Origin of the sequence: Roseovarius sp. D0-M9, from assembly GCF_037083805.1 — a bacterium.
Lineage (GTDB): Bacteria > Pseudomonadota > Alphaproteobacteria > Rhodobacterales > Rhodobacteraceae > Roseovarius.
On record NZ_JBAPKZ010000016.1, the window covers coordinates 1 to 16,005 of the forward strand.

The 16,005-nt window shown below is 60.0% G+C and carries 14 protein-coding genes; 4 read left to right on the forward strand and 10 right to left on the reverse strand.

The window, feature by feature from the left end:
- Positions 1-481: 481 nt before the first annotated feature.
- From V8352_RS11745 to V8352_RS11755, 3 genes are read left to right on the forward strand one after another with little or no spacing between them, the layout of a single operon-like run.
- Positions 482-1,096, forward strand: a complete 615-nt coding sequence (locus V8352_RS11745; protein ID WP_336424483.1) for a (2Fe-2S)-binding protein — start codon at positions 482-484, stop codon at positions 1,094-1,096.
- 2 nt (positions 1,097-1,098) lie between these two features.
- Complete coding sequence (locus V8352_RS11750) at positions 1,099-2,100, forward strand: FAD binding domain-containing protein (RefSeq protein WP_336424484.1); 1,002 nt, start codon at positions 1,099-1,101, stop codon at positions 2,098-2,100.
- The gene (locus V8352_RS11755) at positions 2,100-4,358 is read left to right on the forward strand and encodes a xanthine dehydrogenase family protein molybdopterin-binding subunit (RefSeq protein WP_336424485.1); all 2,259 of its coding nucleotides are present in this window, start codon (positions 2,100-2,102) and stop codon (positions 4,356-4,358) included. Before V8352_RS11750 ends, V8352_RS11755 begins: the two co-directional genes overlap by 1 nt.
- A gap of 343 nt (positions 4,359-4,701) precedes the next feature.
- On the opposite strand, the gene V8352_RS11760 is transcribed toward V8352_RS11755, so the two are convergent.
- From V8352_RS11760 to V8352_RS11790, 7 genes are all read right to left on the reverse strand, one after another.
- Positions 4,702-4,935, reverse strand: a complete 234-nt coding sequence (locus tag V8352_RS11760; RefSeq protein WP_336424486.1) for a trypsin-like peptidase domain-containing protein — start codon at positions 4,933-4,935, stop codon at positions 4,702-4,704.
- Positions 4,936-4,977: 42 nt separating this feature from the next.
- The gene (locus tag V8352_RS11765) at positions 4,978-5,733 is read right to left on the reverse strand and encodes a molybdopterin-dependent oxidoreductase (RefSeq protein ID WP_336424487.1); all 756 of its coding nucleotides are present in this window, start codon (positions 5,731-5,733) and stop codon (positions 4,978-4,980) included.
- Entirely contained in the window at positions 5,730-6,572 is an 843-nt protein-coding gene (locus V8352_RS11770; protein ID WP_336424488.1) for a cytochrome b/b6 domain-containing protein, read from the reverse strand. The genes V8352_RS11765 and V8352_RS11770 overlap by 4 nt, the downstream gene beginning before the upstream one ends.
- Before the next feature lie 60 nt (positions 6,573-6,632).
- Positions 6,633-7,058: a hypothetical protein gene (locus V8352_RS11775; RefSeq protein ID WP_336424489.1), complete on the reverse strand. Its 426-nt coding sequence runs from the start codon at positions 7,056-7,058 to the stop codon at positions 6,633-6,635.
- A 219-nt stretch (positions 7,059-7,277) separates the two neighbouring features.
- Complete coding sequence (locus tag V8352_RS11780) at positions 7,278-7,517, reverse strand: hypothetical protein (protein ID WP_336424490.1); 240 nt, start codon at positions 7,515-7,517, stop codon at positions 7,278-7,280.
- A 447-nt stretch (positions 7,518-7,964) separates the two neighbouring features.
- Positions 7,965-9,254, reverse strand: a complete 1,290-nt coding sequence (locus tag V8352_RS11785) for an MFS transporter (protein ID WP_336424491.1) — start codon at positions 9,252-9,254, stop codon at positions 7,965-7,967.
- Between the two features lie 286 nt (positions 9,255-9,540).
- Complete coding sequence (locus V8352_RS11790; RefSeq protein ID WP_336424492.1) at positions 9,541-10,149, reverse strand: LysE family translocator; 609 nt, start codon at positions 10,147-10,149, stop codon at positions 9,541-9,543.
- Positions 10,150-10,350: 201 nt separating this feature from the next.
- Between V8352_RS11790 and V8352_RS11795 the strand changes: the two genes are divergently transcribed.
- A complete protein-coding gene (locus V8352_RS11795; protein WP_336424493.1) occupies positions 10,351-11,418 on the forward strand; it encodes a GlxA family transcriptional regulator in 1,068 nt (355 codons plus the stop codon).
- Between the two features lie 403 nt (positions 11,419-11,821).
- On the opposite strand, the gene V8352_RS11800 is transcribed toward V8352_RS11795, so the two are convergent.
- The 3 genes from V8352_RS11800 to V8352_RS11810 form a co-directional block, all read right to left on the reverse strand.
- Positions 11,822-14,368, reverse strand: a complete 2,547-nt coding sequence (locus tag V8352_RS11800) for a hybrid sensor histidine kinase/response regulator (protein WP_336424494.1) — start codon at positions 14,366-14,368, stop codon at positions 11,822-11,824.
- A gap of 22 nt (positions 14,369-14,390) precedes the next feature.
- Positions 14,391-14,909: an oxidoreductase gene (locus V8352_RS11805; protein WP_336424495.1), complete on the reverse strand. Its 519-nt coding sequence runs from the start codon at positions 14,907-14,909 to the stop codon at positions 14,391-14,393.
- Positions 14,910-15,510: 601 nt separating this feature from the next.
- On the reverse strand, positions 15,511-15,951 hold the full coding sequence (locus tag V8352_RS11810) for a hypothetical protein (protein WP_336424496.1): 441 nt from the start codon (positions 15,949-15,951) through the stop codon (positions 15,511-15,513).
- Between the last annotated feature and the right edge of the window lie 54 nt (positions 15,952-16,005).

Below are 16,005 nucleotides of genomic sequence, written 5' to 3' on the forward strand. Positions count from 1 at the left end.
GTCGCCGGTCGGCTCAAGCACCTGCCCGCGTCACCCTACGACACAACATCTGGTGTGGTCGTGAACTGACCGGAGACCCGCACACCCACACAAACCGCGAAGAAGCCCTAATAATGCCCATTTCTCGCCGAGAGCTTGTCGCCATCGCTGCGGCTATGGGGGCCGGCCTCGCGGGTCCGCTCGGGTTCAGCCCGGCGCGCGCTCAGGGCGGCTCTAACGTGTGTTGAATGCAATCATTCATCACCACAACCCGGTAGCTCGCCATATGTTCAGCACGTCGCGTTGAGCCGCTCCGGATGGCCAATGCCAATTTAACATTTCCATCAGCTCCGAACTTAGCGCACCGCATCAATGACAAATCTGGTGTTGCGCTTTGCAGATCAAATTCGGGAACGCAGTCGATGGAACAGCGTTTGAAAGATTATCTGACACGATGACAAGCCGTACTTTTTTTACATTCAGACATGTCGCAGGAGTTCGAATGACCCATAAAGCACCCCCGCCGCGCGCCGGTCTTTCACGGCGCAGTTTTCTTGGCACATCCGGCGCGGTCGGTGCTGTTCTGGGTGTCGGCACACAGAGTGCTGTGGCGCAGCAGTCCGAAACGGCTGTCGCCTTCGATGCATGGCCAAAGATTGAACTGAGCGTCAACGGCAAGCACCGAACTTTGACGGTCGAGCCGCGCACAACCCTTGTCGAGGCGCTGCGCGACACACTGGGGCTGACCGGCACCAAAATCGGCTGCAACCAGGGGCAATGTGGCGCCTGCACCATCCTGATGAACGGCAGCCGCGTGAACTCCTGTCTGATCCTGGCGCTTTCCGCTGACACGGCAGAGATCACGACAGTAGAAGGCCTCGCCAATCCTGACGGCTCCTTGCACCCGATGCAGACCGCCTTTGCCGAGCAAGACGCATTCCAGTGCGGCTATTGCACGCCCGGGCAAATTCTTTCGGCCATCGCTTGCATCGATGAGGGGCACGCCGGGTCTGCGGATGAGATCCGAGAATACATGAGCGGCAACCTCTGCCGCTGTGGCGCCTATCCAAACATCGTCGCCGCCGTCGAGTCCGTTCGCAACAGCAGGGGGGGGTGAGCATGCGCAATTTCGTCTACCACAGCCCAAAAAACCTGTCAGACGCCATTGATGCCGTCACCGAAAGCGGTGGCGATATCTTGGCCGGTGGCACCACAGTGATCGACCTGATGAAGATCGGCGTGCGCGAGCCTTCTGCGCTGGTGGACATCACCGGTCTGACGGACCTGGAAGGTCACGAGATCGGCGCCGACAGCCTCCGCTTCGGCGCGCTGGCCCGCATGGCCCTTGTCGCTGACGATCCGGATCTGGTGACGGCGGCACCGGCTCTGACAGAATCTCTCTGGAAAGCGGCCAGTCCGCAGCTGCGCAACGTCGCGCGTCTTGGCGGCAACATTTTGCAACGCACCCGGTGTCCTTATTTCCGCGACACAGCCTATGCCCAGTGCAACAAGCGCGATCCGGGATCGGGCTGCGCGGCGCTGGACGGGGGCGTGACCAGCCATCACGCCATCCTCGGCGGATCGTCCGCTTGCGTGGCGATGTATCCCGGCGACTGGGCGCAGGCGCTGATCGCATTCGATGCCGCGGTTCACACGCACGGCCCCGGTGGCCGCCGCACGATCCCATTTGCCGATCTGCATGTCCTGCCCGGTGACACGCCCGACGTCGAGACGATCCTGAAATCCGGCGAGATCGTTACCGGGATCACCGTGCCTGTCGTGCCAGCCCTGAAGGCCAGCCATTACCTCAAGGCCCGGGACCGCGAAAGTTACGCCTTCGCCAGCGCCTCGGCCGCCGTCGGGGTCGAGATGGACGGCGACACCGTGCGCGACGTGCGCATCGCCCTCGGCGGCGTTGCCACGACACCGTGGCGCGCCCGCGCGGCCGAGGACAGCCTGAAAGGCAAGCCGCTGACAGAGGAAACCGCCCGCGAGGCGGGACGGATCGCCTTTGCTGACGCCTCGGAACTCGAAGGTTCGGCCTACAAGATCAAGCTCGGCGCGGATGTCGTCGCTGGGGCACTGATGACCGCAAAATCACGCGCGCCGGGAGGGAAATGATGGCCCAGACGATCAACACAGCCGTGACCCGCACCGATGCCCCCCGCAAGGTTACTGGTACCGCAACCTATGCCGCCGATGTGATGCCTGCGGGCATGCTGCACGGCGCGCTGGCGACATCGTCCGTGGCCGTCGGCACACTGACCAAAATCGACATCTCGAAAGCCGAGGCCGAACCTGGGGTCGTCGCGGTTTTCACGCACGAAACTTTGCCGGATTACAAATCGGTCAAGGGGTTCTATGCGGGTGGCCCCGGTTCGGCCAGCTTCTGGCCGATGGAAGATGGCCGGATCCGCTATGCCGGGCAGCCCATCGCCTATGTCGTTGCGGAAAACGCGGCGGCGGCGCGCCGGGGCGCACAGCTCATCGAAGCGAGCTATGACATCGCCGACAGCCACATCGCCATTAATCCCGCGGACAGTTTCGTCGTCGGGGCGAGCGACGACAGTGAAGGTATGATCACCACCACGGGCAATCTGGCAGAGGGTCTGTCCGGCGCGGCCCAGACCGTCGAGGCGGAATACATCACGCCGTTCCAGCACCACAATCCGATAGAGATGTTTTCGGCCACCGCAGAGTGGCATGGTGATCGGCTGACCGTCTGGATGCCGTCGCAATCCGTCAGGACCCTGCGGGCGGGCATCGCCCTGGCCTACGGCATGGCGGAAACCAGCGTCCGCGTGATCTCGCCCTTCGTGGGTGGCGCGTTCGGGTCCAAGGCAGGGATCACGCCCTACACCATGCTGACCATCGCGGCGGCCAAGGCTGTGGGCGCGCCCGTGCGGCTCATCGTAACACGGCCGCAGATGTACACGGTCGCCACCTTTCGCCCCGAATCCGTACAGCGGTTTCGCCTCGGGGCAGATGCCGAGGGCAGGCTGACCGCCTTCGAGCATGTCGAGATTTCCCAGACCTCGCAATTCGACGAGGTGGTAAACCCTGGCACCCACATGACCCGCGCGATGTATGCCTGTCCGAACATCCACACTGAACAGCGCCTGTCGCGGTCCGACACCAACACCGGCGGCTTCATGCGGGCGCCGAACGAAATGCAGACCTTCTTCGGTCTCGAACAGGCGATGGACGAACTTGCGATCAAGCTGGCCATGGATCCTGTCGAGCTGCGCCGCGTCAACGACAGCGACCGCCATCCCGTCGCGGACGTGCCGTTCTCGTCCCGCTCGCTAATGGAAAGCTACGACGCGGTGGCGGGCAGCTTCGGCTGGGCCGACCGCACGCCCGAGGTCGGGTCGATGACCGACGGTGACTGGCTGGTCGGCTACGGATGTGCCACGGCAACCTATCCGACGAACATCCTTGCGTCGAACGCGCGGGTGAGGATGCAGGGGACTGGCCACGCCTATATCGAGCTGGCGGCCCACGACGTCGGCACCGGCACCTATACCATACTGGCGCAGATCGCGGCTGCGCGTCTGGGCTTGCCGGTCGGTGCTTGCGACGTGGTGATGGGCGAAGGCGATCTGCCCGTTGCGCCGATTTCCGGCGGCTCGACCACGGCCGCCTCGGCCGGGTCGGCTGTTCACGACGCCTGCCTCAGGATCGGCGGCCAGATCGCGGCGCAGGTCTCGGCGATGTCCGAAGGCCCGCTGTCGGGCGTCGATCCGGCGCAGATCAAGCTTGAGAACGGTATGCTGACGGGGCCGGACGGCCAGACCCAGCCCCTGACCGACGCGGTGGCCTCGACCCCCCAAGGGGAGATCGAGGTGATCGGAGAGTTCCGCCACAAGGCGATGACCGACCAGATGATCAAATCGACCTTCAAGGGCGGCTATGGCAGCGCGGGCCCCGTGACCCCCGAGATGGCGATGTTCGCCTTTGGCGCGGAAATGGTGGAGGTGCGCGTGCATCGCTGGACCCATGAAATCCGTGTGCCGCGTCTGCATGGCGCCTTTGCGGCAGGAACGATCCTGAACCGCAAGACCGCCCATTCGCAACTAATGGGGGGCATGATCTGGGGCATCGGTTCCGCGCTGCACGAGGTGACCGAAATCGACAAGCCACGGGCGCGTTTCCTGAATACCAACATCGCAGAGTACCTGATTCCGGTGAACGCCGATGTGCGCGAGGTCCGGGTCGAGATGCTGGATGAGCGGGACGACTACGTGAATCCTCTTGGCGTCAAAGGCATCGGAGAGCTGGGCATCGTCGGCACGGCCGCGGCGATCGCCAACGCCGTCCACCACGCCACCGGCAAGCGCCTGCGCCACCTGCCGATCCGCATGTCCGATCTGGTGTGAAATAGTGGAGAATCTCGACGCGATCCAGGGCCTGATCGACTTCGGGCGTGACCTCGACATCCCGTTTCACGCGCGGTTCTTCGAAGGTGGCAATGGGGCGCCACCACATCAGGCCTTCGCTGGTTGCCGTCTTTTGCCGCACGTTCACCGAAGACTACAGTGCCCTTCCGATTGGACGTCCGACCGAATTGCGTGTCCGTTATTCCGGAGAGTCGTGACCTCCACGTCCTGAATAGGGAGTTTTGCCTCAAACCGATCTCGAAGCCGAGGGGATGGCCTGATGCTATCACTATCTTCTTGCGCTCAATTGCGGAGAACTGGACAGGCCAACTGATCGCGGTCATCATTTCGGGCTTCGATCGTGGTTGTCGGGCTCAATCCTGAGCAAGGCGATATTGGTGCCGGGATCGCCACTGACCAGTTCAACATCGAAACGGCGGCGATCCTTGAGCGTGACGATGATCTCTTCGCCATTTTCGACGACGTGATTATTGGTCAGGATGTCCCCCTTGTCGGAATCCATGATGACGCCAGAACCGGCACTGAGGCTCGTAATTGCCTTGGCGCGCCCGTACAACGCTGACCTTCCGAAAAAATCGCCGCAGGCCTGTGAATCCCATCAGATTCCGGCGTACCAGTCGTAGAAGCCGACATCCTCCCAGAAGCCGCCGCGTCCGCCCGCAATGCCGTCGAGAGAGGCCACCGCCTCGATCTGCATGATGAACTTGGCGTGCTTGTAGCCGAGCTGTCGCTCGACGCGGAGACGAAGCGGCGCACCATGACCAGTCGGCAGTTCGGCGTCGTTCATGCCGTAGGCGAGGATTGTCTGCGGATGGAAGGCGTCGATCAGGTCGATGCTCTCGTAATACGGGCGGTTTGAGAAGCTGTCGGCGCAATGGAAGACGATGTAGCGCGCCTGCGGTTGCAGGCGGACCTCGTCGAGTAGCGTGCCCAGCGGAACGCCGGTCCACTTGCCGATCGCCGACCACCCCTCGACGCAGTCGTGACGGGTGATCTGGCTGCGGGCCGGCTTCGACTTCAGCTCGGCGAGCGAATAGCCTCGCGGCGCAGCGACCAGCCCGCCGACGGAGAGCGACCAGTTGGCGAACGCCTCTTGCTGGTGGCGGCGGTATGCCGCGTCCTGCGGCTGGGTGTTGCCGTTGGTGCGGAAGTCGGGCGACATCTCGGACGGCTCGTACTCGCGCGCCAGCGCATTCGAACCAATCAGGCGGTGGACGCGGTAGGACAGCCACTCGCCCGAGCTGAGCACGGTGTTGCGAAAGCTCTCGGCCTGGCCAAGCCGGTCGCAGCCGGCGAGCACCGCTGGCGCCGCGAGGCCGACGAGCATCCGGCGACGGGTAATGAGGTGGGTCATTCGGACTTCTCCTTTGGCAGGCGGAACCAGCCTGTGATCATCGAGCGGACTTCGTTGAACGGTCCCGCCAGCAGGACCATCACCAGATGAACGATGACGAAGAGGACGAGGAACATCGCGACGATGAAGTGGATTGAGCGCGCCGACTGACGACCGCCGAACACGTCCAGCAGCCACGGCCAGCTTGCGACCATCGACGGCGACATCGTTAACCCGGTCAACACCACGACCGGGATTGCCACAACGACGACGGAGATGTAGCTCAGCTTCTGCAGGACGTTGTAGCTGGCCGCCGCAGCGCCCTTTGGGAAATTCAGCGTCGCGTGATGCCTGATTTCCCGCCAGATGTGGGCGAGTCTAAGCTCGCGCCGCTTGGGCAGGAGGTCGCGGCGGAAGTGACCGTTGACCAGGCTCCACGCCGCGTAGCACGTGATCCCGAGCGCCAGCACCCAGGCGAAGGTCAGATGCCAGCGTCGCGCCAGCGCCAGGTTGTAGCTCGACGGGATTGTCGACCAGGACGGAAAGGCGCGCGTCTGGATACGCCCGGAGCCATCGCTCCAGCGGCCGAGGACGCCGGTGGTCTCGATCTGCACGTCGCCGATCCGAAGGTAGCCCTGATCCCCAGCCGACCCTATCTCAAGCCAGGCGGGATCGGGGTTGGCGCCATACTGGCCCCAGTAGAGCCGGGGATGCGCGTTGAAGATCATCAGTCCGCTCATCAGCAACACCAGCAGTGTCGCGGCATTGATCCAGTGCCAGATCCGCGTCGACAATCGGTGCCGTCGCACCAGGTCGCCGCCAGCAGGCGAAGTGGAAGTCGGTATTGTTTTGGCGCTCATGCCGGATGCCTCCTTGCCGAAGCGGGGACGCAGGATACCCACGCCCCCGGGACCAATAGATCATTGATCCATGGCCGACATCATGGCGTCCATCGCCATCATGTCCGGATTGCCTTCACAAGCCGCGCTCATCGCAGCCATCTGCTCCTCCATCATCCCGTCGCCTTCGGCCATCATGGCATCGTCACCGCCGTCGGCCATCTCACCTTCGGTAGCCATTTCGCCTTCCGCGGCCATCTCACCTTCGGCAGCCATCTCGCCTTCCGCGGCCATCTCACCTTCGGCCATCATGCTGTCGGACGAAGCCATCTCCATGACCTGCATTTGTCCATCGGAGTCCATCGCCATGAAGTCGGCGCATGTCATGGAATCCGCGCTCATCGCGTCCTGCGCGAACAGCGGTGAGGCAAAGAGCGCTCCCATGAGGCCTGTGATCGCGAGGGTTCCAGTTCTACGAAACATCTTTCTCTCCATATATTCGAGCAATCCCAGCGATCGCCCACGCGATCACCCTGTCGCAATTCACGGCTCGCGATTGCTCACGATCGCTTGAGGGCACGGTTTTGTGTAAATCACGTGTTGTCCCTTTCGATCGTCGACAACGACCCAGTCCCAAACCGTGTGACCGTATGCAGTGTCGGGGTGGCACATTTCTTTCAGCTTGACGGCGTAAAGTTCCAGCGCAGCAAAACATCGATGCGGTTGTCATTTTTCGAATAACGAAGCGATGCGGCCCCAGGCTTTTCCACCCTCGTTGAGTCGAAAACGGCGCTCTTTTCGATTGAAGGCGACCGAGTGGATCATGTTTTCCACGATGTTGGATCCGATCTCGACACAACCAGACCCAAGGACGGTTTGCAGGCCTCCCCAGAGGTTGTTAACGGCCCCAAACCGCCGCTGGTCGACCCAGCTCAATGCTGCGGTGCGGCCCGTCGAAGCGGCCATTCATGCCCCGCGCAGCATTTTCAATCGGCAAAAGACGGCAAAGCGGACTTTTCTGCCGTTGGCCCTGCGGCAGCCTAAGACCATTCATTCGACTCTTGGGTGGTCCACTTGCGTCGGGTCGCCAATTCGGCTGGACCAAAACCAGATGAACCATCCGGCTAAACCCGGAATGTGCGAGCCAGGGCATGCAACCTCTTCATGTGATCGTCGTGGATCCTCAAGTCGTTCAGATACCTGACCAGCGAGTCAAGATAGTCGAAATTGGAGCCAAGCCCGCCTTCCGGCAACCGACACATCCTCGCCTCTCTTTTCGTTGCACGCGACTTAAATGATGCAGTGAGGGGTCACCGAACCGGCCGTTCACCTTTGCTGCGATTTTTGTAGGCAGCCATGCGGGCAATCCGAGTGCAGGAACCGTCACTTTTGGCGAAGACAATACACTCTCATCTAATCACGTCGAGACAGCGCTATTGCGACAAGGCCCAACGCACCTAATGTCGCCGCGATGGTCGCCGCCAGAATTGCGAGGGCATAGCCGCCATGCTCCCAGAGCAGGGCGGCACCATAAGGTGCAGCGGCGAGCGCCGTGAAACATGGAAGCGCCAACGCGCCTAAAATCGCACCGATCGAAAGGTAGCCCAGGCATTCGGAAACCAGAATGGGCTTGAGCACGATGATCAGCCCATAACCCAGCCCGAATACTGACATGGCAATCAGCCCGATACCCACATGCTCGCCCGAAAACGGCAACATCGCGATACCCGTGGCCATCCCCATTGCGGCGATGACAGCAATCGCAAAACTCGCACCGTTGGGCTTGAACCACAACATACACAAACGACCCGCAGTCATGCACGGACCGAGTATGGTCATCGCCAGCAGCGCCACGGCTTCGATCTGGCCGAACTCCACCATAGCTGAAACCGCGTGGCTCAAGATCATTCCTTCAGCAATGGCCAGCAATGCAAAAGAGATCATCAAGCCCCAGAATGCCGGGCGCCGCCTTGCCGAAGCCAGCGCGAGGCGACCAGCACGATTGCGGGTTTCGCGGTCCAGATGCAGCGATGCCGGCTCCAGCAGCGCGCCACCCGCATACATGAGCGGAGCCATAACAAATGCTGTCATCAATGCGAAGCTGCCCACCGCGATGCGCCACCCGTATAGGTCTGTCAGGAGGGCGGCAGCAGGATAGGCCAGAAGCGTGGCCAGCCCGCCTATAAGGGCGACCAACAGGATCGCGCGCCGGGCGCGCTGTCGCAATACTCGCGCAAGGAAGGTAAATGTCGGCTCAAAGAGGCAGGCACCTTGGCCGGCCCCGACCACCATCCAGGCCAGAACGAAACTCTTGTGTCCCACCGACATCGACAGCCCGGCAAGTCCCAAAGCGCCAACCAATGCGCCGCCACCAAGCAGCAGTCGTCCATGACCATCATCGATCAGACGCCCGGCGAACGGGGCAATGAGCGCGGCAACGAGGATTGCCGCCGTCAGTCCGAGCGACAACTCCGCCTTGGAGAGGGCTGTTTCCAACTCCCAGGGCACAAGAAGCGCCCCGAAAAGATAAAAGAGAGCGCTCCATCCTAAAAAAAGGCCAGCCCCAAGGCAAAGCAGCGCAATCAGCTCAGAGGGGCCGGGCTCATCCGCTGGATCGGGCAGAGGCGATAATGGTGCAATACTGCAAACCGCCTCACCCACTGCAACGGCGTGGCTGATGGACGTATCCAGCTGCCGGTTCATGTCGATTTTCCACATCCTGAATGGATAAAAAAGTTAGCGTGATCCGAGTTTCACACTGACCGCAGGTCCGCTCACCGACAAAGGTTCGGTGCAAACTTTGGCTTCAGATGCGCCGAATTTGGCGTGAAGCGTTTCTTATGGGGTTTTGGAATATGCATGGCTGCTGCGGCGCGGCTCCACCAAACCGCTTGATCGGGACGTCTTGCCGCGCGCATTGATGCAACATTCTGGCGCGGGTCTTGTCTGATTTACAGGCCGGTCAAGACACCGAGACCGTTCACAGGAGTCACGAAAACAGGACCCAGACAGCCGAAAGCAAAACAGTCAGCGACATACCCCGCCCCCACACTGCGACGGCCGCCGGCGAGCGCAATGCGCTTTGCAAGGTTGCCGCCAGCAAGATGACCAACAGAAACACGCCGAAAAGCGCCCCGATTGTAGCAAGGATCAACAAAATCGCATCCTGCAAACGGATCACCGTTAGATCCACCACACGGGGAAGAAGGACAAGGTACATTGCCACGGTTTGCGGACTGCTGAGACAAATTGCGAAGCCCGTGAACAGCGAAACCGCCATCCCACTGACCGGCACAGTATGATCAGGCACCACTTTAGATTGAAGCCATATGCGCATTGCCATCCAAAGCAAAAAACCGACACCTGCATATTTGGCGAACGCAAACACTTCAGGATGCGCTTGCAGCCAGTACCCGAGCCCCGCGTAGATCGCCAAAACCACAACAATGTCGCCTGCGCAGATTCCCAGTGCCAATGCGCAGGCACCGCGCCGATCGCGGCTGGCGGATCGCGCGGCCAGCACGGCAACAAGCGGCCCCGGCGCCAAAGTCAGCGCAGCAAGCGTAGCTGTGTACGTAAAAAGCGCTGTCGGTTCCATAGATTCTGCCACAGCTGAATTAGATTGCTTGTTAGAGTACTGTGCCATGGTTCGACTTGCTGGCCACGAATCGCGAACGCATTTGGCCGGGAGTGCACGATCTTTGGCGTCAACTGTTTCTTGTGTACTGGGCGGAGGTTTAGGATAAAAATATTGGATTTGCCTTTTTAATAAAAGGTATGCCCAAAAAGGAGGAGATACGTGAGCTCCAGACCTGTTTTTGACCACCAGCGTCGGGTTGCTATGTTGATTTATCCACAAGTGGCCTCCGTTGATGTGTGTGGGCCACTGGAACCCTTCGGTCTTGCCAATTTCCTGACAGGGCGCCGTCTTTATGATCCGTTCACCGTGTCGGTGGATGGTGCCCCAGTGCCAGTCGCCGGAGGTTTTGTAAGGCTCGAACCGTCCTGCAGCTGTAATGATCTGCCAGATCGGCTCGACGTGTTATTGGTGGCCGGCGGACCAGGATGCTTTGCCGCTGCTGAAGACGCGGTCCTGACGACTTGGATACGCAACCTCGAACCGCGTTGCACGCGCATAGGGTCAGTCTGCACAGGATCAACGGTCCTGCTGGCCTCGGGCATCGCAAACGGGCAAAGGATCGCCACCCATTGGCTCGAAGCGTTGCGCCTGACTTCAAACGGCTCTGGTGGCGCGCTGGTCGAATCCGATGCGATCTTTGTCAATTCTGGAAAGTTCTGGACGTCGGCGGGCATGCTGGCAGGCATCGACCTTGCCCTCGCGCTGATCGAGGCGGATCACGGGCGTCACCTCGCGCTGGATATCGCACGGTTCATGGTTCTGGTGCTGCGGCGCCAAAGCGGTCAGTCACAATACAGTCCTCAGTTGATGGCAGATGCGACCGAAGACCCGAAAATTCGCCGCGTGCAACTGTATATCTGGGAGAACCCGACGGCGAGGATGTCTTTGCCAGAGTTGGCCAAGCTTGCGGCGATGAGTGAGCGATCGCTCAGTCGCCGCTTCAAGGACGTCACGAGGACTTCGATTTCCAGCTATATCGAGGATGTCCGCCTCGGGTTGGCGCGGCGGTTGCTGGAGACATCGAACCAATCCATACAATCCGTGGCTATGAATTCCGGGTTTGGTACAGCCGCAACCTTACGTCGGGTGTTCGGGCGACGGCTTGGCGTTTCTCCTGGAGTCTACAAGTCCAATTTTGGGACTGACAACGCCGAGCTAAGCGCCGGGGTTACAGATGCCATCCAGATGGATCTTGAAAGTGTAATTAACGGGAAATCAGTCTGGTAAAGGCTGTCTGACATCAGGGCGCCCGGTAGGTTTGAGGTAGGCAACAGCCAAATGTGGGTGCAGCATTCGGGGTATCGGAAACCGGTAGGACGGGTTCTGAGCCAACCTCGGATGCGCCGCAGCAGGTACCTTTGATTTCAAAGCAATCGAATGTCGGCTTTCGTCTTGGCAACTTGAGAAAGTTGCACATGCAGCGAATTCACACTTTCCGCCGATTCTGGTGAAAAACTCATAGTCTCACCTGAAGACACCAGGTCGCCAGAAAATCTTTCCACGCAATGGCTTTTCTACAAACCGCGCTTGCAAAATAATCTGTTACGAGAACGCATTCCCTGGTTTTCAAGGCGATTTACGCCTAACGGAGTTTTTCAATAGAATAGGCCCATAGCACCGTGCTGCGCCTTCACTCTTGAGCCGGTTCAACGATTTCAGCAGGCAGCATATCTGCCAACCTGTGCGCAAGTTCTCTCTTGCGAAAGGGCTTGCGCAGAAAGCCAATGCGCGGGTCGAGCTGCCTGTCAGGCGCGGCAATCTCTTCAGCGTGACCAGAAACGAGGAGCACGGGAAGACCTGGCCGTTCCGCGAGCACCGCCGCCGCCAGTTGATGACCGCTCACCCCGCCAGGCATGACAACGTCGGAGAGCAGAAGATCGAACGGCTCGCCGGCGCGCAGCCGCGCCAATGCTTTGATTGCGCGCGGCTCGGCCTCGACCTCGTATCCCAGCGATTGGACGACCATACAGATGTAATCCCGCACATGGTCCTCATCGTCGACCACAAGGATACGCGCGCGCGGCGTGGCTGTGAGCATAGGGGGCGCGTCCTGCGGCAGATCGCGACCCTCGGGGACACGCTCACTGCGCGGCAACAACAGCTCGACCGTCGTGCCCACACCAGGACTGCTTTCAATGCGCAGGTCCCCACCGGATTGGTGAGCAAAACCATGAACCATGCTCAGACCCAGGCCACTTCCTGCACCGACAGACTTGGTGGTGAAGAATGGCTCGAATGCCTGGGCCAATGTGGCCTCATCCATCCCTGCGCCGGTGTCCGAGACGGTCACGCGCACGTATTCGCCCTCTTGCGGCATGTCAGGAGTGCTTGGCCCACTCAATGTAACCAGGTTTGTCTCAATGCGGAGCGCCCCACCGTCTGGCATGGCATCGCGTGCATTGACGCAAAGGTTGAGCAGCGCGTTTTCGAACATTGCTCGGTCGACATAGACCGAGCCAAGGCTGTCATCGAGTTCCAGCTCCAGCGTGATCGCCGGGGTTATCGAGCGCTCAATCAGCACTCGCATGCCTTCAATGAGCTCATTTGCCTCGAAGATGCCGGGTGAAAGCGGCTGTTTGCGCGCAAAGGCAAGCAAGTGGTGGGTCAAGTCGGCAGCGCGCTCGGAAGCGATCATGATCTGCCGGGCCATGGTTGCGTTCGATTGGTCGGCAGCGAGCGTGTCGATCAGCACTTCGGCATTGCCCAGGATCACGGTGAGTAGATTATTGAAATCGTGTGCAATTCCCCCTGTCAGCTGGCCTACCGCATCCAGCCGTTGTGATTGGCGCAACTGCGCCTCAAGCGCCTTTTGCTCGGAAAGATCGATGATGTTCCCGATCACGCGAACCGGCTCTCCGGCATCATCGCGCAGAAGGCTCGCCCGTTCGCGGACGGGAATATACGCGCCGTCGGGCCTCCGCAGCCGATACTCAACCTCCCAGAAATCCTGAGCACTTCGGATCGCTTCCTCGATGGTTGCCTCAATCCCGGTGCGATCATCGGGATGGACGCTATCGACCCATGCGCTTCGTGGGATTTTTTGGGACCCCGGTGGGATGTCAGGTAGCCAAAAATCGGCGTCATTTACCCAAGTCAAGTTAGTCACAAGGTCACGGTCAAAGATGAAGTCGCTTGATACATGCGCCACGCGGCGGAATCGTTCTTCGACGCGGCGCTGCGCGGTCACATCCCGCAGAAAGATCATCAGCTTTTCAGGCGCAGGATGAACCTGCACTTCGAACCAGCAGCCCAGTCTTGCGTAGTACAGTTCGGTTTTCTCCGGGGTCTGCTGCTCCATCACCCTGCGAAATAGACTTTCAAACCTGCTGCCCGCGAGATCCGGAAGCAGTTTCCAAAGGGAAACCCCCTGAACATCGCGGCTTGGCAGTAAGGTATCGATGGCGCTTTGGTTTGCGTAGGTAACGCGCCAATCAGTATCCATCACCAGCACGCCATCTGTTGTGCTGGCCAAGAGGGCCGACAGTTCTGCCTCTCGTTCGGCAAGCTGCCTGGCGCCGCCCGCAATGGCAGCGTTGGCTCGCGCCAGGGAGCGTTTTTGCCAGATCGTAACCAGCAACAGGATCAATCCGGCCGCGAACAGGGAGCCGTTCAGCACTTTCTGGGCGGTTTGCCTGGTGCGCAAATCTTCTCTGGCCTGTGTCCTCTCGCTCAGACCGTGTCCAAAGGCGCTAATGGCCAGCCGGTCGACGGGGTCCTTGATAACGCCAGCCTGTTCGATCGCGTCTGCAATGTTGCCAGCCTCGGCAGGGGCATCTGACGCTGCGCGCTCAGCGCCCCATTGCAGCAGCGTTCTGCCGAAGCTGTCCATGTCCGCGACCAGCGCGCCGTATTGGGCCACGAGGCGCGGATCTTCTTCGATGAACAGGCGGAAATCGCTGTTACCCCAGTCTCTAATTCGGCTCAGCAGAATCTGGTGCCAAAGGACAGCGGCATCGCGGCTGGCCTGGTCGTCCTGCAACACAAGTTTTAAGACGTGGCGCTCCATCTCGCCGGCTTCATTGCGGCCCTGAAGGGCCGACGTCGGCCAGTCGTATGCCGTCACCCTGTCGAGGGCGTCTTGCGAAACCCCGACTGCATAGGAATAGACTATCGCGGCAACGAATAGGAAGATGCCCGCCGCACCGGTGAACCAGCGGAACCATTCAAGGCGATTCATGACGCGATGTAACTCTGAGCGATCATTCGATCTCGATGGTATGGATTTGCCAGACGGAACGGGCATAGAAGAGCTCGTTGCGGACCTCACTTACGTCGTCATAAGGGAAAACGATAAACAGCGGCCCCTTGTCGGCGATGCCCATGTAGTTGCCGTCCGTCTTGACTGCCATGATCGCATCGAAGCGGGTCAGGTCCGACAGCGGAATGTCGATGCTGAAGTCGTTCAGGGCGTGAACATAGGCCGTTGTGCCCTGCGCCCCGACGGCGTCAAGGAAACGCGCCATGGGAACGCCCTCGAAGGTCGTCAGGCCATCATGCCAAGGGGTGGTTGTCACGATGCTGGCGCTGCCCATGGCCTCGATCTGTTCCAGCGTCAGGTTGATTTCGCCGCCGGTCACTTTTCCAGTGACTGACAGGATCGTGTCGTCGGCGCTGGCAGGTGTCGCGAACACGAGTACGAGAGAAGCCGCAACTGAGGCGGCAAGGCAGCGGATATTCATAAATCCTCCAGCGGTCTGGTTCGCGCCAGCGAATGCCACGTCTGGCAGAACCGCGATAGATGGACATCTGGCCAGTGCTCACTCGCGTTCGCCTAACCCAATGGTCTGTTCTGTTTCTGGCGTTTGTTACGGGTCTTCGCGGACTTCATCGAGGGCGTCACATGCAGCGTTGTTTTGAGAGCATAACTTATGGCCTGAGTCCAGCATAGAGAGGTGGAAGCTGGAACGCCTTTGCGCTCGGCGCACTCCGGCACGGCGACGACTGTCCGCAAAAGACCGGGAGCCATCGACTTTGCCCCCAGCATCTGAGGTGGATTGACCGATAAAGGCTTGGCCCGTCATGCGGCGTTGCGGCATGTGGCCGAATTTCGATGTCGTGCCAATGTCGGCATCTAATTGCTCGGTGTGGTCGTCTCGCGCTCGCGGCGAATGACCGGAGTCCGCCCAACCTGTCGATGCCCCCTTCTGTCAAGGGCTGGGGAAGGCGGGCGGGTTTGGGCTGGCTCTGAACCTGCACCTCCCTTAGCAGCAGCAGTGCGCAGAAAAACATCATGATCAGCTCAGACTTGGGACTAACGGTAAATCGGCTTTTGGGGGCGATACCCCCAACTGGTTTCCCGGTCGGGGGCATCCTGTTTTTTCATGCACTCATAAGTTTCAGAAGCGTCCTATGCGCAGCGACTTGATCGAAAACTGCATTTCGGTTGGAGAGAAAATCTTGGAGAAGATCATGAAGTTTGATTAAAGCGGAACCTCGGTCGGAGTAGATGGGTCTCCGGCGCATTTCGCCCTGTTGGCCAAGTTCGTCGAAATGAGTTGCGACAAAGCAATCTTCACTACCAACAACCTCGTCGGCAATATCCTTGCTCAGGATATCTTGCACAGCTTTTAAACTGCCATCGTCGGACTCGACAAAGGGCTGGCGCTCACTCAACCGCGCAAGGCAACGGCTCACGAACGCCGCATCTTTTGCATTTCCTCCAACATGTAATGTGGAGGCGTGTTCCGCCACTTCACGGCCGAGCCGCACGGCGTTCCTGGCAAGATCATCCAGATTGTTAAAGTTCTCAGAAATGTGCATTTCGGATCTCCCCGAATTTGACCTACCGATCTGGCAGACCTTCAAGGCGGCCGG

Bases quoted from the DNA above. Each gene is read 5' to 3' on its own strand.
- V8352_RS11755 (WP_336424485.1), top strand. From the start codon at position 2,100: ATGGCCCAGACGATCAACACAGCCGTGACCCGCACCGATGCCCCCCGC.
- V8352_RS11770 (WP_336424488.1), bottom strand. From the start codon at position 6,572: ATGAGCGCCAAAACAATACCGACTTCCACTTCGCCTGCTGGCGGCGAC.
- V8352_RS11785 (WP_336424491.1), bottom strand. From the start codon at position 9,254: ATGAACCGGCAGCTGGATACGTCCATCAGCCACGCCGTTGCAGTGGGT.
- V8352_RS11765 (WP_336424487.1), bottom strand. From the start codon at position 5,733: ATGACCCACCTCATTACCCGTCGCCGGATGCTCGTCGGCCTCGCGGCG.
- V8352_RS11810 (WP_336424496.1), bottom strand. From the start codon at position 15,951: ATGCACATTTCTGAGAACTTTAACAATCTGGATGATCTTGCCAGGAAC.
- V8352_RS11800 (WP_336424494.1), bottom strand. From the start codon at position 14,368: ATGAATCGCCTTGAATGGTTCCGCTGGTTCACCGGTGCGGCGGGCATC.
- V8352_RS11790 (WP_336424492.1), bottom strand. From the start codon at position 10,149: ATGGAACCGACAGCGCTTTTTACGTACACAGCTACGCTTGCTGCGCTG.
- V8352_RS11780 (WP_336424490.1), bottom strand. From the start codon at position 7,517: ATGGCCGCTTCGACGGGCCGCACCGCAGCATTGAGCTGGGTCGACCAG.
- V8352_RS11750 (WP_336424484.1), top strand. From the start codon at position 1,099: ATGCGCAATTTCGTCTACCACAGCCCAAAAAACCTGTCAGACGCCATT.
- V8352_RS11745 (WP_336424483.1), top strand. From the start codon at position 482: ATGACCCATAAAGCACCCCCGCCGCGCGCCGGTCTTTCACGGCGCAGT.